This is a genomic window from Paraburkholderia ferrariae NBRC 106233 (genome assembly GCF_000685035.1).
In the GTDB taxonomy this organism is placed as follows: domain Bacteria; phylum Pseudomonadota; class Gammaproteobacteria; order Burkholderiales; family Burkholderiaceae; genus Paraburkholderia; species Paraburkholderia ferrariae.
Window position 1 is genome coordinate 195,590 of the sequence record NZ_BAYB01000014.1, and the last position, 15,854, is coordinate 211,443.

Annotated in this window: 14 protein-coding genes; 5 read left to right on the plus strand and 9 right to left on the minus strand. The window is 68.3% G+C overall.

Annotated elements, in window-relative coordinates; translation table 11 throughout:
• Both BFE01S_RS17580 and BFE01S_RS17585 read right to left on the minus strand, forming a co-directional pair.
• Positions 1–501, minus strand: coding sequence for a YeeE/YedE family protein (locus BFE01S_RS17580; protein ID WP_028226645.1), 501 nt, complete (start codon positions 499–501; stop codon positions 1–3).
• Positions 498–833, minus strand: a complete 336-nt coding sequence (locus tag BFE01S_RS17585; RefSeq protein ID WP_028226646.1) for an ArsR/SmtB family transcription factor — start codon at positions 831–833, stop codon at positions 498–500. The genes BFE01S_RS17580 and BFE01S_RS17585 overlap by 4 nt, the downstream gene beginning before the upstream one ends.
• 109 nt (positions 834–942) lie before the next feature.
• On the opposite strand from BFE01S_RS17585, the gene BFE01S_RS39080 reads away from it, so the two are divergent.
• Both BFE01S_RS39080 and BFE01S_RS17595 read left to right on the plus strand, forming a co-directional pair.
• Positions 943–1,890: an MBL fold metallo-hydrolase gene (locus BFE01S_RS39080; RefSeq protein WP_084170002.1), complete on the plus strand. Its 948-nt coding sequence runs from the start codon at positions 943–945 to the stop codon at positions 1,888–1,890.
• A 205-nt stretch (positions 1,891–2,095) separates the two neighbouring features.
• Positions 2,096–3,064, plus strand: a complete 969-nt coding sequence (locus tag BFE01S_RS17595; protein ID WP_028226647.1) for a quinone oxidoreductase family protein — start codon at positions 2,096–2,098, stop codon at positions 3,062–3,064.
• Positions 3,065–3,187: 123 nt separating this feature from the next.
• Here the strand turns inward: BFE01S_RS17595 and BFE01S_RS45055 are convergent, their stop codons facing one another.
• Positions 3,188–3,643 carry a host attachment protein gene (locus BFE01S_RS45055; protein ID WP_028226648.1) on the minus strand — a complete coding sequence of 152 codons (456 nt, stop codon included), beginning with the start codon at positions 3,641–3,643 and terminating at the stop codon, positions 3,188–3,190.
• 266 nt (positions 3,644–3,909) lie between these two features.
• Between BFE01S_RS45055 and BFE01S_RS39085 the strand changes: the two genes are divergently transcribed.
• Positions 3,910–4,599: a pyridoxamine 5'-phosphate oxidase family protein gene (locus BFE01S_RS39085; RefSeq protein ID WP_042337865.1), complete on the plus strand. Its 690-nt coding sequence runs from the start codon at positions 3,910–3,912 to the stop codon at positions 4,597–4,599.
• A gap of 141 nt (positions 4,600–4,740) precedes the next feature.
• Here BFE01S_RS39085 and BFE01S_RS17610 read toward each other — a convergent pair whose 3' ends face one another.
• Together BFE01S_RS17610 and BFE01S_RS17615 are read right to left on the minus strand one after the other, a co-directional pair.
• The gene (locus BFE01S_RS17610) at positions 4,741–4,875 is read right to left on the minus strand and encodes an entericidin A/B family lipoprotein (RefSeq protein WP_028226649.1); all 135 of its coding nucleotides are present in this window, start codon (positions 4,873–4,875) and stop codon (positions 4,741–4,743) included.
• Positions 4,876–5,048: 173 nt separating this feature from the next.
• Positions 5,049–6,155, minus strand: a complete 1,107-nt coding sequence (locus tag BFE01S_RS17615; protein ID WP_028226650.1) for an MraY family glycosyltransferase — start codon at positions 6,153–6,155, stop codon at positions 5,049–5,051.
• A 235-nt stretch (positions 6,156–6,390) separates the two neighbouring features.
• Between BFE01S_RS17615 and BFE01S_RS17625 the strand changes: the two genes are divergently transcribed.
• Positions 6,391–7,506, plus strand: coding sequence for a PLP-dependent cysteine synthase family protein (locus tag BFE01S_RS17625; RefSeq protein ID WP_028226652.1), 1,116 nt, complete (start codon positions 6,391–6,393; stop codon positions 7,504–7,506).
• 46 nt (positions 7,507–7,552) lie between these two features.
• Here BFE01S_RS17625 and BFE01S_RS17630 read toward each other — a convergent pair whose 3' ends face one another.
• Positions 7,553–8,965, minus strand: a complete 1,413-nt coding sequence (locus BFE01S_RS17630; RefSeq protein WP_028226653.1) for a hypothetical protein — start codon at positions 8,963–8,965, stop codon at positions 7,553–7,555.
• Positions 8,966–9,248: 283 nt separating this feature from the next.
• On the opposite strand from BFE01S_RS17630, the gene BFE01S_RS39090 reads away from it, so the two are divergent.
• Entirely contained in the window at positions 9,249–11,105 is a 1,857-nt protein-coding gene (locus BFE01S_RS39090) for a serine aminopeptidase domain-containing protein (protein WP_052420916.1), read from the plus strand.
• A gap of 127 nt (positions 11,106–11,232) precedes the next feature.
• On the opposite strand, the gene BFE01S_RS17640 is transcribed toward BFE01S_RS39090, so the two are convergent.
• Genes BFE01S_RS17640 through BFE01S_RS17650 form a run of 3 tightly spaced genes read right to left on the minus strand, consistent with a single transcriptional unit; the run spans position 11,233 to position 15,853 of the window.
• The gene (locus tag BFE01S_RS17640) at positions 11,233–13,797 is read right to left on the minus strand and encodes a glycosyl hydrolase 2 galactose-binding domain-containing protein (RefSeq protein ID WP_028226654.1); all 2,565 of its coding nucleotides are present in this window, start codon (positions 13,795–13,797) and stop codon (positions 11,233–11,235) included.
• A gap of 38 nt (positions 13,798–13,835) precedes the next feature.
• A complete protein-coding gene (locus BFE01S_RS39095; protein WP_042337866.1) occupies positions 13,836–14,834 on the minus strand; it encodes a DUF1839 family protein in 999 nt (332 codons plus the stop codon).
• The gene (locus BFE01S_RS17650; RefSeq protein WP_028226655.1) at positions 14,831–15,853 is read right to left on the minus strand and encodes an amino acid--[acyl-carrier-protein] ligase; all 1,023 of its coding nucleotides are present in this window, start codon (positions 15,851–15,853) and stop codon (positions 14,831–14,833) included. Before BFE01S_RS17650 ends, BFE01S_RS39095 begins: the two co-directional genes overlap by 4 nt.
• Position 15,854: the final 1 nt, after the last annotated feature.

Genomic DNA, 15,854 nt, shown 5'->3' on the forward strand with positions numbered 1-15,854 from the left:
TCAGCCTCCGGCCAGGTGGCGCACTACATAGACCGTGGCGAAGCCGGCTGCCATGAAGGCGAGCGTGGCGACGACGGAGCGCAGCGAGCCGCGCGCGATGCCGCACACGCCGTGGCCGCTGGTGCAGCCCGAGGCGTAGCGCGTGCCGATGCCCACGAGCAGCCCCGCGACGATCAGCGTGACGGGCGAAGCGGCGATGACGGGCGCGGGGAGCGGGGCCGCGAGGCGCCACAGCCAGGGCGCGGCGAAGAGACCGGCGATGAAGGCGAGGCGCCAGGCGCGATCGCCGCGCGCGGCCCCCGTGGCGCCCGCGAAAAGGGTACCGAAGAGGGCACCGAAAAGGGCACCGAAGAGGCCACTGATAAGTCCGCCCACGATCCCGCTGATACCCGCGATGCGCCCGTTGCCCAGCAGCAAAAGCACGGCGGCCGCGCCGATCAGCAAACCGCCCCCGAGCGAGGCGAGCGGCGTGAAATGCGCGAAGTCGATGGCGGGGCTCACGCCGGACGCACCTTCAGGCGGCCGCAGTAGAGGCTGGAGAGCGTCTGCATGACCTGGATGACTTCGTGGCTCGCGAGGCTGTAGTAGATGTACTTGCCCTCGCGGCGCGTCTGCACGAGGCCCTCTTCGCGCAGCACGCCGAGATGCTGCGAGAGGCTCGGCTGATGCACGCCGACGAGCGCTTCCAGCTCGCCGACGTTGCGCTCGCCCTCGGTGAGCTGGCAGAGCAGCAGCAGCCGGTCTTCGTGGGCGAGGGCCTTGAGGAGTGCGCAGCACTTCTCGGCGGATTCGCGCAGGGCGGCGAGGGCGGCGGGCGTGAGCGGTGAGTTCATTTGTCGCGCGGATCGGCGGGATGGGCGCCTGTCAATTTGTTGACAAACATTATATCAATTCATAATATGTGTTTCAATATATGAACTACTCCGTTGCAGGGAGCCCCCCATGTCCCGCAGTTCCGCCGCCCATCCCCTTGCCCATTCAGCAGCCCATCCGGCCGGCCAGGCGTCCGCGCATCAGCCCAACTCCGCTCAGTCGCCCCTCGTCGAGCCTTTCTTCGATCCCGTCACCGCCACCGTGACCTATGTCGTGCACGCGGGGCCCGGTTCGGCCTGCGCGATCGTGGATCCGGTGCTCGACTACGACCCGAAGTCGGGCCGCACTTCCACGGAATCGGCCGACCGCGTGATCGCCTTCGTGCGCGAGCACGGCCTCACGGTGCAATGGCTGCTCGAAACGCATGCGCATGCCGATCATCTGTCGTCGGCGCCGTATCTGAAGTCGCAACTGGGCGGCCGCATTGCCATCGGCGAACACATCCGCGCGGTGCAGGGCGTCTTTAGTCAGGTGTTCAACCTCGGCGGCGTGGTGGCGGGCGACGGCAGCGAGTTCGACCATCTGTTCCAGGACGGCGAGACCTTCCAGGTGGGCAGCCTCGTCGCCCGCGCGATGCACGTGCCGGGCCATACGCCCGCCGATCTCGCCTACCAGATCGGCAACGCGGTGTTCGTCGGCGACACGATGTTCATGCCCGACGTGGGCTCCGCGCGCTGCGACTTCCCCGGCGGCGACGCGCACACGCTCTACCGCTCGGTGCGCCGGCTGCTCGACCTGCCGGGCGAGACGCGCCTCTTCATGTGCCACGACTATCCGCCCGCCACCCGCGAGCCCCGTTTCGAAACCACGGTGGCCGCGCAGCGCAGCGGCAACATCCATCTGAACGACGGCGTGAGCGAGGATGCCTTCGTCGAAATGCGCACCGCGCGCGATCGCACGCTGTCCATGCCCAACCTGATCCTGCCGTCGATCCAGGTGAACATTCGCGCCGGACGCATGCCGGAGCCCGAAGGCAATGGCGTGCGCTACCTGAAGATTCCGCTCAACGCGCTGTGAGGGCGGGGCCGCGGGCGCCGTGCTTGCCGGCGCCTTGACTTCAGCCTGCCTCTGCCTCTGCCTCTGCCCCGCACCTTGTCCGAAACTCGAAAGCGCTTGTCCACCCAATCGGTGAGCGGACATCTAGACTGGCTTCCTCTTCGATAGCGCGCGGCCCCCTGAACGGCATGGCCGCCGCTTGACACCCATCTCACGCAGAGGCGCCATGAAAGCCATCCAGTTCCAGTCCTTCGGCAAGCCCGACGTGCTCGAATGCGTCGATCTCCCCACCCCCGCCCCCGCCGCCGGTCATGCGCTGGTGCAGGTGAAGGCGGCTTCGGTGAACCCGAGCGACGTAAAGAACGTCTCGGGCCATTTCGGGCACACCGTGGTGCCGCGTGTGCCGGGCCGCGATTTCAGCGGCGTGGTGGTGGCCGGCCCCAACGAGTGGATCGGCGCCGAGGTCTGGGGCACGGGCGGCGACATCGGCTTCACGCGCAACGGCTCGCATGCCGAATTCATCGAGATTCCGGTGGCCGCGCTCGCGCGCAAGCCGGCGACGCTCTCGCATGCCGAGGCGGCGTCCATCGGCGTGAACTTCGTCGTGGCGTGGCTCGGCACCGTCGATTACGCCCGCGTGGCGAAGGGCGAGACGATCGTCGTGATCGGCGCTTCGGGCGGGGTGGGCGGCGCGGCCGTGCAGATCGCCCGGGCGCGCGGCGCGCGCGTGATCGGCGTCTCGCGCTACGCGCCGCTGGCCGGCTCGCCGGCGGCGCGCCTCATCGACGCCTTCGTGCCGCTCGACGAGCACACGGTGGCGCGCGTGCGCGAACTCACGGACGGCGCGGGCGCGGACGTGGTCTACGACACCGTGGGCGGCGTGGTGTTCGAAACCGCGCTCGCGCTCGTCAGGCGCCGCGGCCGGGTGGTGGAAATCAGCGCCACGGGCAAGCGGCGCGTGGACTTCGATCTGATCGACTTCTATCACAACGAAACGCAGCTTTTCGGGGCCGATAGCGCGAAGCTGGGCGTGGCCGATTCGGCGCCGACGATGCGGGCGATCGGCGAAGGTTTCGACGCGGGCCACTTCGAGGCGCCCGTGATTGCCGGGCGCTTTCCGCTCGAACGCGCGCGCGAAGCCTATGAGGCGGTGGCGGGCGGCACGCCCGGGCGCGTGGTGATCGAAATGGCCTGATGAGGCGTGCGGAGAAGGGGGCGGGCGGCACGCGTCTGCCGCCCGCAGCCCTTGTATGCGCCGCTATCCGCGCGGTGGCCCTGCGGTATCTCCGCGGCATCTCTTACGCACCACTCCCGCGCACTACGTCTCGCGGCGTACCAGCCGTTCAGGCAGATGGGCGCGCAGCGAGCGCGCGTCGAGGTGCGCCAGATCCTTGTCGAGCTCCAGCGTCACGACGCTCTGCGTCTGCGCGTCGAGGGCCTTGCGCAGCGCGCCCAGGAAGGCCGGCGGCGCCGCGATCACGAGCGTGCCGTAGCGGTCTTCCGTGCGCGCTTTGGCGAGCGCCGCCGCAATCTGCGCGGCGAACAGCGTGGCCTCGTGCACGTGCTGGGTGGTGTCGGGGGCGGTGGCGTGGCGCCCGGGCCCCGCGCGGTCGTAAGTGCGCCCGGGTTTGTCGCTGACGAGATCCTGCTCCGGCAGGCGTCCCTCCGGATGCAGCAGGGTTTCGACTTCGTCGATGCCGCCGAGCGGACTTTCGGCCGCGAAAATGCGGGCAGTCACGCGGTTGGCAACGACGATCCAGATCGTTTTCGACATGTTTCCCTCCCGGTCCTGGCCCCGACAACGCGTCGCGGCGTGGCCCGGAGGGCCGTGTGCCGGAGCGATGAGCGAATGCGCGCCACGAATGCCAAGGGTAGCGCGATCGGGGAATGCGTGGTTGCTAACGTGGCCGGACCGCCGCCGAGCATCCTTCCAGTTTTCGGGAGAAAAATTCCCGCTTTCGGTGGATTCTCTTTCTCCGTGCAAGCGCCTAAGGTGGAGCCTCCGATTGCCGCGACCGGCACGATCCGCAGGAGCCCGACATGACATCAGCCGCCCCCCGCTATCCGAGCGACGTAGCGTTCACGCCCACCGTGAAGGCGATGCAGCAGCGCCTGGGTTCGCGCGAGATGTACGCGCGCGTGGAGTCGGAGCACGGCTGGCGCACCGGCTTCGGCGCCGACATTCGCGAATTCATCGAGGCGCAGACGAGCGTGTTTCTCGCCACCGCCAACGCGGACGGCCAGCCGTACATCCAGCACCGCGGCGGCCCCGCGGGCTTCCTGCACGTGCTCGACGAGCACACCATCGCGTTTGCGAATTTCAGCGGCAACCGGCAATACATCACGCTCGGCAACCTTGCGGACAATCCGAAAGTGCATCTCTTCCTGATCGATTACGCGCGGCGTCGGCGCGTGAAGATCTGGGGCACGGCGCGCGCCGTGGACGACGCCGAACTGATCGCGCGGCTGATGCCCGAGGACTACCGGGCGCGGCCGGAGCGCGCAATCGTGCTGACGGTTCAGGCGTGGGATATGAACTGTCCTCAGCACATTCCGCAGCGCTTCGACGCCCGCGAGGTCGAAGCCGCGCTCGCGCAGCGCGAGGCGCGCATCGAAACGCTGGAAGCGCAGGCGGTCGAGCGCGAGGAGCGGGTGCGGCGGCTGGAAGCGGAGCTTGCGCGGCGGGGCGGGAAGGTGGGAGAGGGGGCGGGGCTTGCGAACGCGAGTTGAGCGAAAAGCCAGCGCGTAATATGGAACAGGCAATATGGGACATGCAATGCGCGGCATGCGACATGTGATGTGCAACATGCAACATGCCATGCGCGTGCGGCGGTGGCGGGCGGCCGGTGTGCCGCCGCGCCGGGGAATGGGTTATTTGGCCTTGTCGGCTTCGTCCGTGATGGCCTGGCCGCCCTTCGAAAGATCCTGGCCTGCACCGGCAATGGTGTTGCACGCGGCGAGCGTGATCGTGAAAAGTGCAAGCGCAAACGCGAGATAACGGCTCATATCGGTTTTCCTTTTTTGACGGGTTCCCCAGCGATTAAACGAAGCGGCCTGCTGTGCGGGCCGCCGGCGGCAGACGGCGCCGCAGCGGCGCCGGTTGCTGTGGGGGATTGTACGCGCGCCGGGCGGCAAAGGGCGCGCGCCAGGCGCACGTTGCGTGCCTGCTGTTGCGGGGCTCAGGTACGCCGATGGGTTTTGCGCACCACAAGCCACTTGGGCGAGCGAAAACGCACGATGCTCACGTAGAGCCACACGTAGGTCAGCGCGAAAACCACCACGAAGCAGAACAGATGCAGCGTGTGGCGCCAGAACAGCGTGGCGGGGATCACGGCGACGAGGCACAGCAGCCAGAGGTAGGGCGAGGTGAGCGAGTTGCGGCGCGTGAGTTCGCGGGCCGTGCGCGCGCCCACCGCCCAGCGCATGAGGCGCTTGTACACGAGCATGTGCAGATGCACGCCGTCGGGGATGCCGGGCGACATGCCGCGCACGAACTTCTTCCGGTAGATCGAGAAGCAGGTCTCGAAGATCGGGTACATGAAAAGCAGCACCGGATACCAGGCCGACACGTCGCGGTTGCGCATCACGAGCAGAATGGCCAGTTCGGCGAGCATGAAGCCGATGAAATACGCGCCGCCGTCACCGAGGAAGATCAGCCCGGCCGGGAAGTTCCAGATGAAAAAGCCCATCACGGCGCCCATCATGATGAGCGAGGCCGAGAGCACCACCGGATCGTGCACCTGGAAGGCCACGTAGGCGAGCGAGGCGAACATCATGAACGCGACCATCGAGGCGAGGCCGTTGAAGCCGTCGATGATGTTGATCGCGTTGGCGAGGGCCGCGACGGCCAGCACCGTGATGGCGCACGAGATCGCCGCGTAGGAGAGCAGGAAGTCGAGCGGCGGGACGCTGATGCGCGTCACCGCGATGCCGAGCACGAAATACGCGAGGGCCGCCGCGGCCATGGTGCAGACGAGGCGCGCGAGCGGCGGGACGCGCTTGGTGAGGTCTTCGACGAGGCCGGAGGCGAACGCCGGAATCCCGCACCCGACGATGCCGAGGATGCCCCCCGCAACGGCCGGATACGCGTGATAGAGCTGCGCGGCCGCTACCACGAGGCCGGCCAGGATGCCGGTGCCGCCGATGCGCGGCACCGGCCGCGCGTGAAATTTCTGCACGCCCGCGAGATCGGAATCGACGGAGAATTTTTCATGCAGATGCGCGTAGCGCACGATCAGCAGCGTGACCAGCAACGAGACGAGGAAACCGAGCGCGAAACTAAGCATGAAAGCGGCACGAGAGGAGTGGATGCGCGATTATACAAAGCCGGCGGGGCCGCCTCGCGGCCGGGCCGTGGCGGCGTGCGGCGCGACGGCGGCGCCGCCCTGCCGCACGCGCGGTATGCGATGATGCCTGCGCGGCGCGCATCGTCCGCGCGGGCGCGCTTCCGGCGGCGCCGCGCCGGGCGTGCCGCACTGCCCATTCCGGTCCCTTCCCGCGCCGATCGAGCCGAGGTTTTCCATGCCCCATTCCGCCTGGGTTAGCGAAGCGATCCGCAAGATCGAAGCCGACTTCAACCGTTCCGCCGACACCCACCTGGTGCCGCTCGACCTGCCCGGCTATCCGGACATCCGCTTCTACTTCAAGGACGAGTCGAGCCACCCGACCGGCAGCCTCAAGCACCGGCTCGCGCGCTCGCTCTTTCTGTACGCGCTGTGCAACGGCTGGATCAACGAAAAGAGCACGGTGATCGAGGCGTCGAGCGGATCGACGGCGATTTCGGAGGCCTATTTCGCGCGGCTGCTCGGCTTGCCCTTCGTCGCGGTGATTCCGGCCAGCACCTCGCGCATGAAGATCGCGGAGATCGAGTTCTACGGCGGGCGCTGCCATCTCGTCGCGCAAGGCTCGAAGATCTACGCCGAATCGCACCGCATTGCGCGCGAGGCGGGCGGCCACTACATGGACCAGTTCACCTACGCCGAGCGCGCGACCGACTGGCGCGCGAACAACAACATCGCCGAATCGATCTTCAAGCAGATGGCCGCGGAGGAGCATCCGGTGCCGGCCTGGATCGTGTCGAGCGGGGGCACCGGCGGCACGATCGCGACGCTCGGGCGCTACGTGGCCTACCGGCGGCACGCCACGCGGGTGCTGTGCGCCGATCCCGAGAACTCGGTGTTCTTCGACTACTTCAGGAGCGTGCTGGCGGGCCAGCCCGACGCGAGCCTCACGCTCGGCGTGGGCTCGCGCATCGAAGGGATCGGGCGCCCGCGCGTGGAGCGCTCGTTCCTTCCCACCTGCATCGACGCGATGGCGAAGGTGCCCGACGCGCTGTCGTTCGCGGCGATGCGCTACCTGGCCGCGCGGCTTGGCAAGCGCGTGGGCGGCTCCACCGGGACGAACTTCGTCGGCGTGCTGTATCTGGCCGGGCGCATGAAGGCGCGCGGCGAGGCGGGCTCGATCGTGAGCCTTCTGTGCGACAGCGGCGAGCGGTATCGGACCACCTACTACGACGACGCTTGGTACGCGGCCCAGGGGATCGCGATTGCCGACGCCGATGCGCTGATCGCGCGCGCCGCGGCCGGCGAGGCGATTTTCGCCGGAGCGGGCGCGGGTGTGGAGACGGCGGGGTTCTGAGGCGCGGTTAGAGGCCCGGGGTCCCGCATCGGCGGGATCGGCGCGCTCACGTGCCCGACGCGCCGGCCGGCGTGATTTCGAGCAGGATCGGGTGATCGGGCACGGCCACGTCGAGCGTGCGCACGTCCCGGTGGCTCGCGAGCGGCGTGGCGGAAACGAGCGGATCGTACACGTCGATGCGGCTGGCATTCGTGCCGAGATCGAGCCCGACGTTCGCGGGCGGACTTTCGAGCGGCGTGCCCGTCGCGCGGTTCCAGATGGGCGTTTCGTTCCAGAGCGCGAGCACGAAGCGGCCGTCCTTCTTCTGCAGCAGCAGGCTGTTTGCCGAAACCGGCATGCCCGCGAGCGTATAGGCGAGCGCGCCGGCCTTGGCGCCGTCTGCCGTGCCTTTGGCGCCGTGCGTGGTGCCGGCCTTCAGGATCGACGTGAGATTGCGGATCGCATACGCCACTCGCTTCGGACTGTTGTCGATGCGAAAGAAGCCGTAGTGCATCTCGTTGCTCTTGTTCTCCGGATCGGGCTTCTGGTCGAGCAGTTCATAGACGTAGGTCCGCTTCACGCCGGCCGCCGCCGCGTCCAGATAGCCGTTGAGCACGCCTTTGGCCTGGGTCGGCTCGTCCACGCCGAGCATGTACCAGCCCGCCTGCGGCAAGGTGAAGTAGCCGAATTCGGTGATGACGTAGGGCAGTCCGTACTTCTTGACGGCCTCGGCGGCCGCGCCCATCCACCGGTCGCCGTTCGCGTTATAGGTGGGCTGCTCGCCGTTTTGCGGATAGACGTGCTGGTTCGAATAGTCGGCGGCATTCGCGCGCGTGTCCACCTGCTTCACGTCGTAACCGGTGAGATCGTAGACGGCCACGCCCGCGAGTTGCGGGTGGGCGCGCACGCGCGTATAGATCTCGCGCTGTGCGGCGAGTCCGGCCGCGGCCCCGGTGAGGCCCTGGTAGGTGACCGGCCAGTTGTCGATCTCGTTGAAGCCTTCGATGGCCACCACGCTGCCGGGCACCGCGGCGTTCAGTTGCGCGGCTTGCCCGACCGATACCGGGATGTCCGGGTGCATCAGAAAGTCGAACTTGATGCCGCGCTGCGCGACGTAGACGTAGCTCGCAAGCGGCGCGGCACCGCTGCCGGGCGCGGCATCGCGCACGTGGCGGATGCCGAGCCACGCCAGATCGTCGGCCACGTTGCGCACGTTGGCATAGGCGCCATCCGTGTAGTTGATGTGGGTGTTGACGGCGAGCGTGTCGATGAAGGCTTCGGCCGGCATCGCACGGACGGCTTCGGCGGCATGTGCCGCCGGCAGATGGGCAAGCGCACAGACGAGTGCGCAGACTCCCGCGACGATGCGCAGATGCCGGGCAGCGGGCGATGGGGTGGCCGACGTGGCGGCAACCCGCGCGGCAGTCAATGCGAGAGGCGATGCGGCAGACGATGTGACAGAGGCGGCGGGATGCTTCACGGCGTATTCCTTGCGTGCGCGCCGCCGGGGCGGGGCGTCGTGCCCATGCCGGTGCGGCGGAAACGTTGGCTGGCGGCCGGACCATTTTGACTTGCTGCGGCGCCCTCCTTGTGTGCGAAGGCGAACGGATGGCGATTCGGAGGAAGATTATATTTACCTTACAGCGCACGTCGCCCCGGCGATACGGAGAAGGCGTGCGCGTGCAGCGAGGGGCGGGCGATCCGCAGGGCCGCGGAGTCGCCGCGGCGAACGTCTGGTCACACAGCACACGGTGGCGAATCCAATGAAACCAGTTGTCTTCGACGGCTGCTTCGGCTGGCTGCATCCAGCCCAGTCCGGCACGGGGGTCGTGCTTTGCAATCCGTTCGGATATGACGCGCTCTGTACCCATCGGGGCTGGCGCAAGCTCGCGACGCGCCTTGCCGAGGCGGGGCTGCCCACGCTGCGCTTCGACTATCCCGGCACGGGCGACGCGGTGGGCTTCGAGGAAGATCCCGGGCGCTTCGAGGCCTGGCTCGCCGGCATCGAAGCGGCGGTCGAACGGCTGCGCGCGTGGACGGGCGTGGAGCGCGTCGCGCTGGTGGGCACGCGCCTGGGTGCCACGCTCGCTGCGCTCGCCGCGCAACGCGTGGGCAATATCGACAGCCTGGTCCTGCTCGCGCCTCCCGTGACCGGCCGCCGCTACCTGCGCGAATTGCGCGCGCACCGCCAGGCCTGGCTCAGCACGCCGGCCGGCGCGAATGCCCGGCCGATAGCCGACGACGAGCCTTACGTCGAAGCATTCGGCTTCGGCCTGCACGGCGAGGACATCGCGCGGGTGAGCGCCGTCGATCTGCTGCGCGACACCCAGGCGCCCGCCCGGCGCGTGCTGATGCTCGACTCCACCGGTACGAATCTCGTCGATGTGCTCGCACGCCACTACGAATCACACGGCGTGGCGGTCGAGCAAGGAGATTTTCAGGAGTCCGATCGTTATTTTCTCGAGCCGCTGATCAGCAACGAACCGGTCGAGGCGTTCGGCCGCGTGGTGGAGTGGCTTGCCGAGGACGCGAGGCCGCGTATCCCGGCGGCGCACGCGAACGTGCCGCCCGAACCGGCCCTTGCGTTGCCCACGCTACGCGCGGACGAGCGGCCCGTGGTATTCGGCCATTGCTTCGGCATTGCCTGCGAGCCCGGCGCGCCGCGCGCGGGGGCGCCTGCCGTGCTGCTCGTGTGCACGGGCGCGTCGCACCACATCGGCGATGGCCGGTTTTCGGTGCTGGTGGCCCGCCGGCTCGCCGCGCTGGGTATTGCCTCGCTGCGCATGGACCTGCGCGGCCAGGGCGATTCCTCGCCGCTTTCCGAAACCGTGACGCTCGATTCGATTTACTCGCAGATGTCGCGCGAAGACGCGGCGGCGGGCGCGCAATGGCTGGCCGCGCACGGCCATGCGAGGGTGGTCGCTTTCGGCGTATGCGGCGGTGCCTTTGCGAGCCTGCAGTCCTGCGCGATGCAGCCGAATATCGTGGCTGCGTATGCCGTGAATCTCCAGAAGTTTGTCTGGTATCCCACAAGCGATGCGCCGCAGGAAGACGGCTATGTTTCGTCGCTCGCCTATTGGCGCGCGCTCCTGAGCCGCGGAAAACGCACGCGGGCGCCGCAGGAATCGACGTCGACCGGCCGCTTCGCGACGGCGCGCGCCCTCGCGCGCCGCACGCTGCAGCGCTACTGGTTCGCGAGCAAATCGCGCATCCTGCTGCGGCGCTGGGCGTTCGTCGGCAGGGAGTGGATTGCGCGCAACACGGGCACGAAGATCGACGCATACGAAACGCGTGCGCTGCTGCGCTCGATCCAGGCGAAGAACGTGCAGTTGCGTCTGGTCTATGGCGAACTGGACCGCGGGCTCGAGGAGGCGCGCCTGCTGCTGGGCGCTTCATTGCGCGCGCTGCGTCCGCTGCCGAACGTGCAGGTGCGGGTGCTGCCGAAGCTCGACCATGCGCTCTATACGCGCGAGTCGCGCAACATGGTCATGAACGACTTCGTGGATTGGCTGTTGACCGGCCTCACGAGCGAGGACGAACTGACGAGCGGCGCGGAACGCCGGGTCATGCCGATTGCCGAGCGCGCGCCTTCGTGCGTCGGCTCCCCCGCGAGAGGGTAGCGGGGCGAGGTGGCCGCGGCCTGCTCGCGGTCTCGTTGCACGCAGATGCGCAGTCCGCGCCGCCGCTTTGGGCCTGCTTATCGAGCCCGCTTATTGACCCGTTTATCGACCCGTTTATCTAGCCCGTTTATCGATAGAACACCGGTGCAACCGCATTGATTGCGCGGACTTCTCCGTCTGGTGCGGTTTCGCTTGCCTGCGCACCTTCTCCGTAGAGCGGCACGAGATCCACTACGACCGGCCGGTTGGGCGCCAGATGAAACCAGTCGCGGCGCGCGCGGTAGTGGGCGTCGGCGATATGCACGCAGCGCGCGAAGCGGCGCGCCTCGATCACGAGCTGCCAGCCGTGCGCCGCGCGCCGCGGCGTAGCGCTGATGCCCAGATCGTGCCGTTCGAGCGCGCGGCGCTCGGGCAGATGGAAGGCCTCGGCGACGATCGCGCCGCTTGCCGGATCGCGCAGCGTCGCGATCGTCACTTCATGGGCGCGCGGCCCGAAGCGGTAGGCATGCGTGAAGTCGAAGAAGCGCCCCAGCAGTTCCGCGGCGCTCACGCATTGCACGCTGCGCGCGGCCAGTTCGACCGCGCGCGAGGCCTGAGCCACCGCCACCGCGCCATCGCGCAGGCAAACGAGTTCGAGTTCGAGCGCGAGCGTGGCCGTGCCTTCGTTGACGAGGTGAATATCGAGGCCGTTGAGCCCTTCGTCGGTGATGACGGCCTGCACCGGTTGCAGCACCTGAGCGAGTCCATGCCACGCGCTCTTGGGCCGCCCGCACGCATCGATCACGCCCCAGCCCGCGCCCGCGCGCAGATCCTGCAACTGCCAGACGAGCCCGCCGCGGCACGAAGAACCGGCGCGGCGCCACTCCGAAAACACGTCGATCATCAGTTCGGCCACGACGGCGCGCGAGAGGTCGAGAAAGCGCTGCGGATCTTCATAGCGCACCTGGCTCGGCTCGACGCCGAAGAGCGTGCGCACGTAATGGTCGCGCACGTCGTCGAAGTCCCAGCCCGCGCCGGGGTCGCGCGGCACCGCCGCCTTCCAGCGCGGATCGTGCGCGTGGATCGTGCCGAGCGCGTCGTGCAGCGTGGCGTCGTCGGGCACGTTGGCGAAAGCGAGGCATTCGGAGGCAAAGCGCACCTGCGCGCGGCGCGCGTCGTCGAGCGGGCGCTGGTACGCGCTCACGCCGTAGTAGTGCGTGACGCCCGTGCGCGTCGAGAACGGCCAGACGCCGCCCGAAGGCGAATTGCTCACATAGGGCACGTCGGGCCGCTCGCGCGCGACGATGGACGGCAACTGCTGCGTGAAGAGCGCCTGCTCGCGCATCTCGGGCGGCAGGCCGAACATCGCGCCCTGCTGATCGGCCTCGCTGCCGCCGCACAGCACGGCGAGCGCGGCGTAGCGGCGCGTGCGTGCAAGAAACTGCGTGGCTTCGGCCTCGACGGCGGCGGTAAAGGCCGCGTCGGTGGGGTAATCGAAGTTGGCGAACGGGAAGTCCTGCCAGACCAGCATGCCCGCCGCATCCGCGAGACGGTAGAACGCATCCGACTCGTAGACCATGGTGCCGCCTATGCGGATCATGTTCATGCCGGCATCGCGCGCGAGTGCGAACGTGTGTTCGAGCTGCGCCTGCGTTCCCGCGAGCGTCGCGAGATCGGCGCTGGTCCAGCACGCGCCCCGGCAGAATACCGGAACGCCATTGATACGTAGTCCAAATCCTTTACCATCTTCGCCGCGATCCACTTCGATGGTACGAAATCCCACCTCGCCTAGCGCAATCGCGCGGTGCCCCAGTTGCAGCGTGACGGCGTGACGCGTCGGGCTGCCGTGCGTATGCGGCCACCAGCGTTCGGCATTCGGCACGCGCAGCGTGCCGTGCAGCGTGTGCGCGTCGCGCCATGCCAGCGTGCCTTCGGCCTGCCCGCAGTGCAGCGTCGCCGCGAGCGTGGTCGCGTGGGCGCGCACGAAACGCACGGTGACGTTCACGATGCCGTCGTCGCCTTCCATCGCGGTCGCGAGATCGACGCCATCCAGCGCATCCGGCGCCCCGGCCAGCAACTCGATCGGACGCCATGGCCCCGCAGCCTGGAGCGGCGGGCACCAGCCGGGCATGTGCCCGAGCAGCGTGGTGCGGACGTTGCGCAGCCCCGCATGGTCGAGCAGCCGCGGCCGCCAGCGGGCGCGCGTGCGCCGCGCGGCCAGCGCCGCGTCGAGCGAGCGGAAGCACAGCGCCAGTGTGGCCGGCCCGTGCAATTCGAATGCGATGTCGTGCGCGACGAACATCGACTCGGAGGTGAGCAGCAGGCGCTCGTCGAGCCAGACTTCGGCAACGGACGCGAGGCCGTGCAGGCGCAGGCGGCGCATACCGTGTCCGTCGAGCGTGCAGCGATACCAGTGATCGAGTCGGGCAAAGGGTGGCGGCCGCTCGGTGTCGAGCCGGCCCGCGGCGCGTAGCGCCGAGGCGATCGTGCCCGGCACTTCGGCGTCGAGCCAGTCTTCGATGCGCGTCGCCGTTTCGAGTGCCGCGGGTGTCGCACAGGCGCCGGCCGGCGTCGAAACGCAACGCCAAGCTGCATGCAGCGGCGCCGGCCAGATGTCGTCGTTGCCCTGCGCCGGAGCAGGGGCAGGCGCGGTCGCGCCCCCCGGCTCGCCCGTGGCTGTTTCACTCGTGTCGTACAGCGAAAGATTACGCACGGCCTTCCCCCCGGCAACCGCAGCGCTTCGTCATGCCACTACGCCATCCAGGCGGCGAGCGGTTCGAGCGTGTTTTCGTAACCGGCTTCCAGCACGTCGAAGCAATCGTCGCAGGTGTCGCGCCGATTGCGCGCCATCGCGCGCACCAGCCGGAACTGCATCACCATGGCCTCCGAAGAGACCTTTTGCGCCGAAGCCGCAATCGTCTCCGGAATCGCTACGCCGTGTGCGTCCAGCCATGAGAGGTACTTCGAGAGAAACTCGAAGTTCGCGCCCAACTGGCGCATCAGGTTGAACGAATACACATGGAAGTAGCTTTCCCCGCGCGCGAGCAGCGTATCGAGCTGCGCCGGAAACGCCGCGCGCCACTCGGTCACGGGATTGCGCTGCGGGCGCCGCGCGAGGTGTCCGCGAAAGAGTTCCGCCGAAGCCTCCGCGAGCGCGCTGCCTTCGAGCGGCGCGCGCACGCGCTTGGCGAATTCCACGTAAGGGAAGAGGAGCTCCGCGCGCGCCGTGAGGTGCGGCAGCTTGCGGAACACGCCGTCGTAATCGTCGCCGGCGAGCGTGTGGTAGCCGGTGTTGTGGAAGTAGCCGAGGCGCTTGCCGGGCGGGTCGATGAAGTCGATGCCCACCGTGGTCTTGGGATGCTCGCGCTGGTACGAAGTCGCGCGCGTGTTCGGCAGATAGAAGCCGTCCACTTCGACGAGCACCGTGTGGCCGCGCTGCGTTTGTGCGAGCACGCGGTCTTCGAGCGAGTCGTAGATGGCCAGCTCCGTGACCTGGGTGCCGTACAGCCGTTCGATGTCTTCGAGCGGAAACTTGAAGAACGTGAACTGGTCGCCCTCGAAATCCTGCGTGACCGTGAAGGCGAGCGCCGCGCGCGGGTCGAAACCCATGCCGTGCAGCAGCTCGATCCACAGATCGACGTAGCAATTGGTTTCCACCCACACGCGCTCGCCCTGGTGCAGCGCATGCGAGCTGTGCTGGCGCTGGCCGTCCCAGGCGGGCACGGCGAGGTTCGCGGCCGGCGCGTTCATACGCCGGCCTCCGCGAGCGCGCGCCCGATGCGTGCCTGGGTGTCGCCCCACAGCAGCGCGCGCACGTCGTCGGGCCACGCTTTCACGTCGAGGCCATGGTGCTTGAACAGCGCGAGCGTGATGCGCTCCATGCCGAAGCCGACGCAGGCCGTATGCGCCGTCGAACCGTCCTCGCAGGCGATCTTCCAGATGCCGCCGAAGTGATCCATGTGGTAGTTGAACGAGAGGCAGGCCGTCTTGCCGTCCGCGTTGGCCACCGGAATCAGCAGTTCGAACTTGAGCGCCTGGGCGCGCTGGCTGTCGGCGACGATCTTGCCGCCGCGGCCGAAGAACGGGTCGTTGGCGAGATCCACGTCCACCGGCAGCGCGAGCAGCGAGACCAGCAGCGAGCCGCGGTCGATCCACATCTGGCGGAACGCCATCACCTGTTCGGGGTTGCCGAGGCGCACGTACTCGCGTTGACGGAACATCTGCATGCGCGCCGGGTCGAGCGAAGGTTCGTGGCGAAAACAATAGGAGTACACATCGATCGTGCGGCCTTCCGCGGGCAGCGGACCGCGCCGCGCCATCACCGGATAGATCGGATAGCAGGCGGCCGGCGTCAGCACGATGCGCGTGGGCTTTTGCTGCTCCATCCATGCGTCGTCGCGGTCGTCGTCGCGTTCCTTCATGGCGTCGTCGAGGCAGCGCAGCAGGCGCATCTGGCCCGCGTCGTTGCCGCAGAACGAATGCACCGTGCCGGCGAGCTGCGGGAAATTCTTCAGGTACTCGCTGTCCTCGAAGTCGGTGCGGCGCATGGCGGGCGGAAAGCGCAGCACCTCGGGTGCCTGGTCGGCGCCCAGATGCGTGATCGCCACGCTCAGGCGTTCGATGACATCTTCGAACACCTGGCTGCGGCCGTAGAGGCCGGGCTCGCCCGTGTCGATCAGCAGGCCGCCAGCGATCAGCTCGTCGCGGAACGTGGGCGCGTCGGCGCCGGCCGCGGCTTGCAGCGCCGCGGTTTCGGTCATCGTGTTCATG

Bases quoted from the DNA above. Each gene is read 5' to 3' on its own strand.
- BFE01S_RS17595 (WP_028226647.1), top strand. From the start codon at position 2,096: ATGAAAGCCATCCAGTTCCAGTCCTTCGGCAAGCCCGACGTGCTCGAA.
- BFE01S_RS17650 (WP_028226655.1), bottom strand. From the start codon at position 15,853: ATGAACACGATGACCGAAACCGCGGCGCTGCAAGCCGCGGCCGGCGCC.
- BFE01S_RS39085 (WP_042337865.1), top strand. From the start codon at position 3,910: ATGACATCAGCCGCCCCCCGCTATCCGAGCGACGTAGCGTTCACGCCC.
- BFE01S_RS39090 (WP_052420916.1), top strand. From the start codon at position 9,249: ATGAAACCAGTTGTCTTCGACGGCTGCTTCGGCTGGCTGCATCCAGCC.
- BFE01S_RS39095 (WP_042337866.1), bottom strand. From the start codon at position 14,834: ATGAACGCGCCGGCCGCGAACCTCGCCGTGCCCGCCTGGGACGGCCAG.
- BFE01S_RS17615 (WP_028226650.1), bottom strand. From the start codon at position 6,155: ATGCTTAGTTTCGCGCTCGGTTTCCTCGTCTCGTTGCTGGTCACGCTG.
- BFE01S_RS39080 (WP_084170002.1), top strand. From the start codon at position 943: ATGTCCCGCAGTTCCGCCGCCCATCCCCTTGCCCATTCAGCAGCCCAT.
- BFE01S_RS17625 (WP_028226652.1), top strand. From the start codon at position 6,391: ATGCCCCATTCCGCCTGGGTTAGCGAAGCGATCCGCAAGATCGAAGCC.
- BFE01S_RS45055 (WP_028226648.1), bottom strand. From the start codon at position 3,643: ATGTCGAAAACGATCTGGATCGTCGTTGCCAACCGCGTGACTGCCCGC.
- BFE01S_RS17610 (WP_028226649.1), bottom strand. From the start codon at position 4,875: ATGAGCCGTTATCTCGCGTTTGCGCTTGCACTTTTCACGATCACGCTC.
- BFE01S_RS17585 (WP_028226646.1), bottom strand. From the start codon at position 833: ATGAACTCACCGCTCACGCCCGCCGCCCTCGCCGCCCTGCGCGAATCC.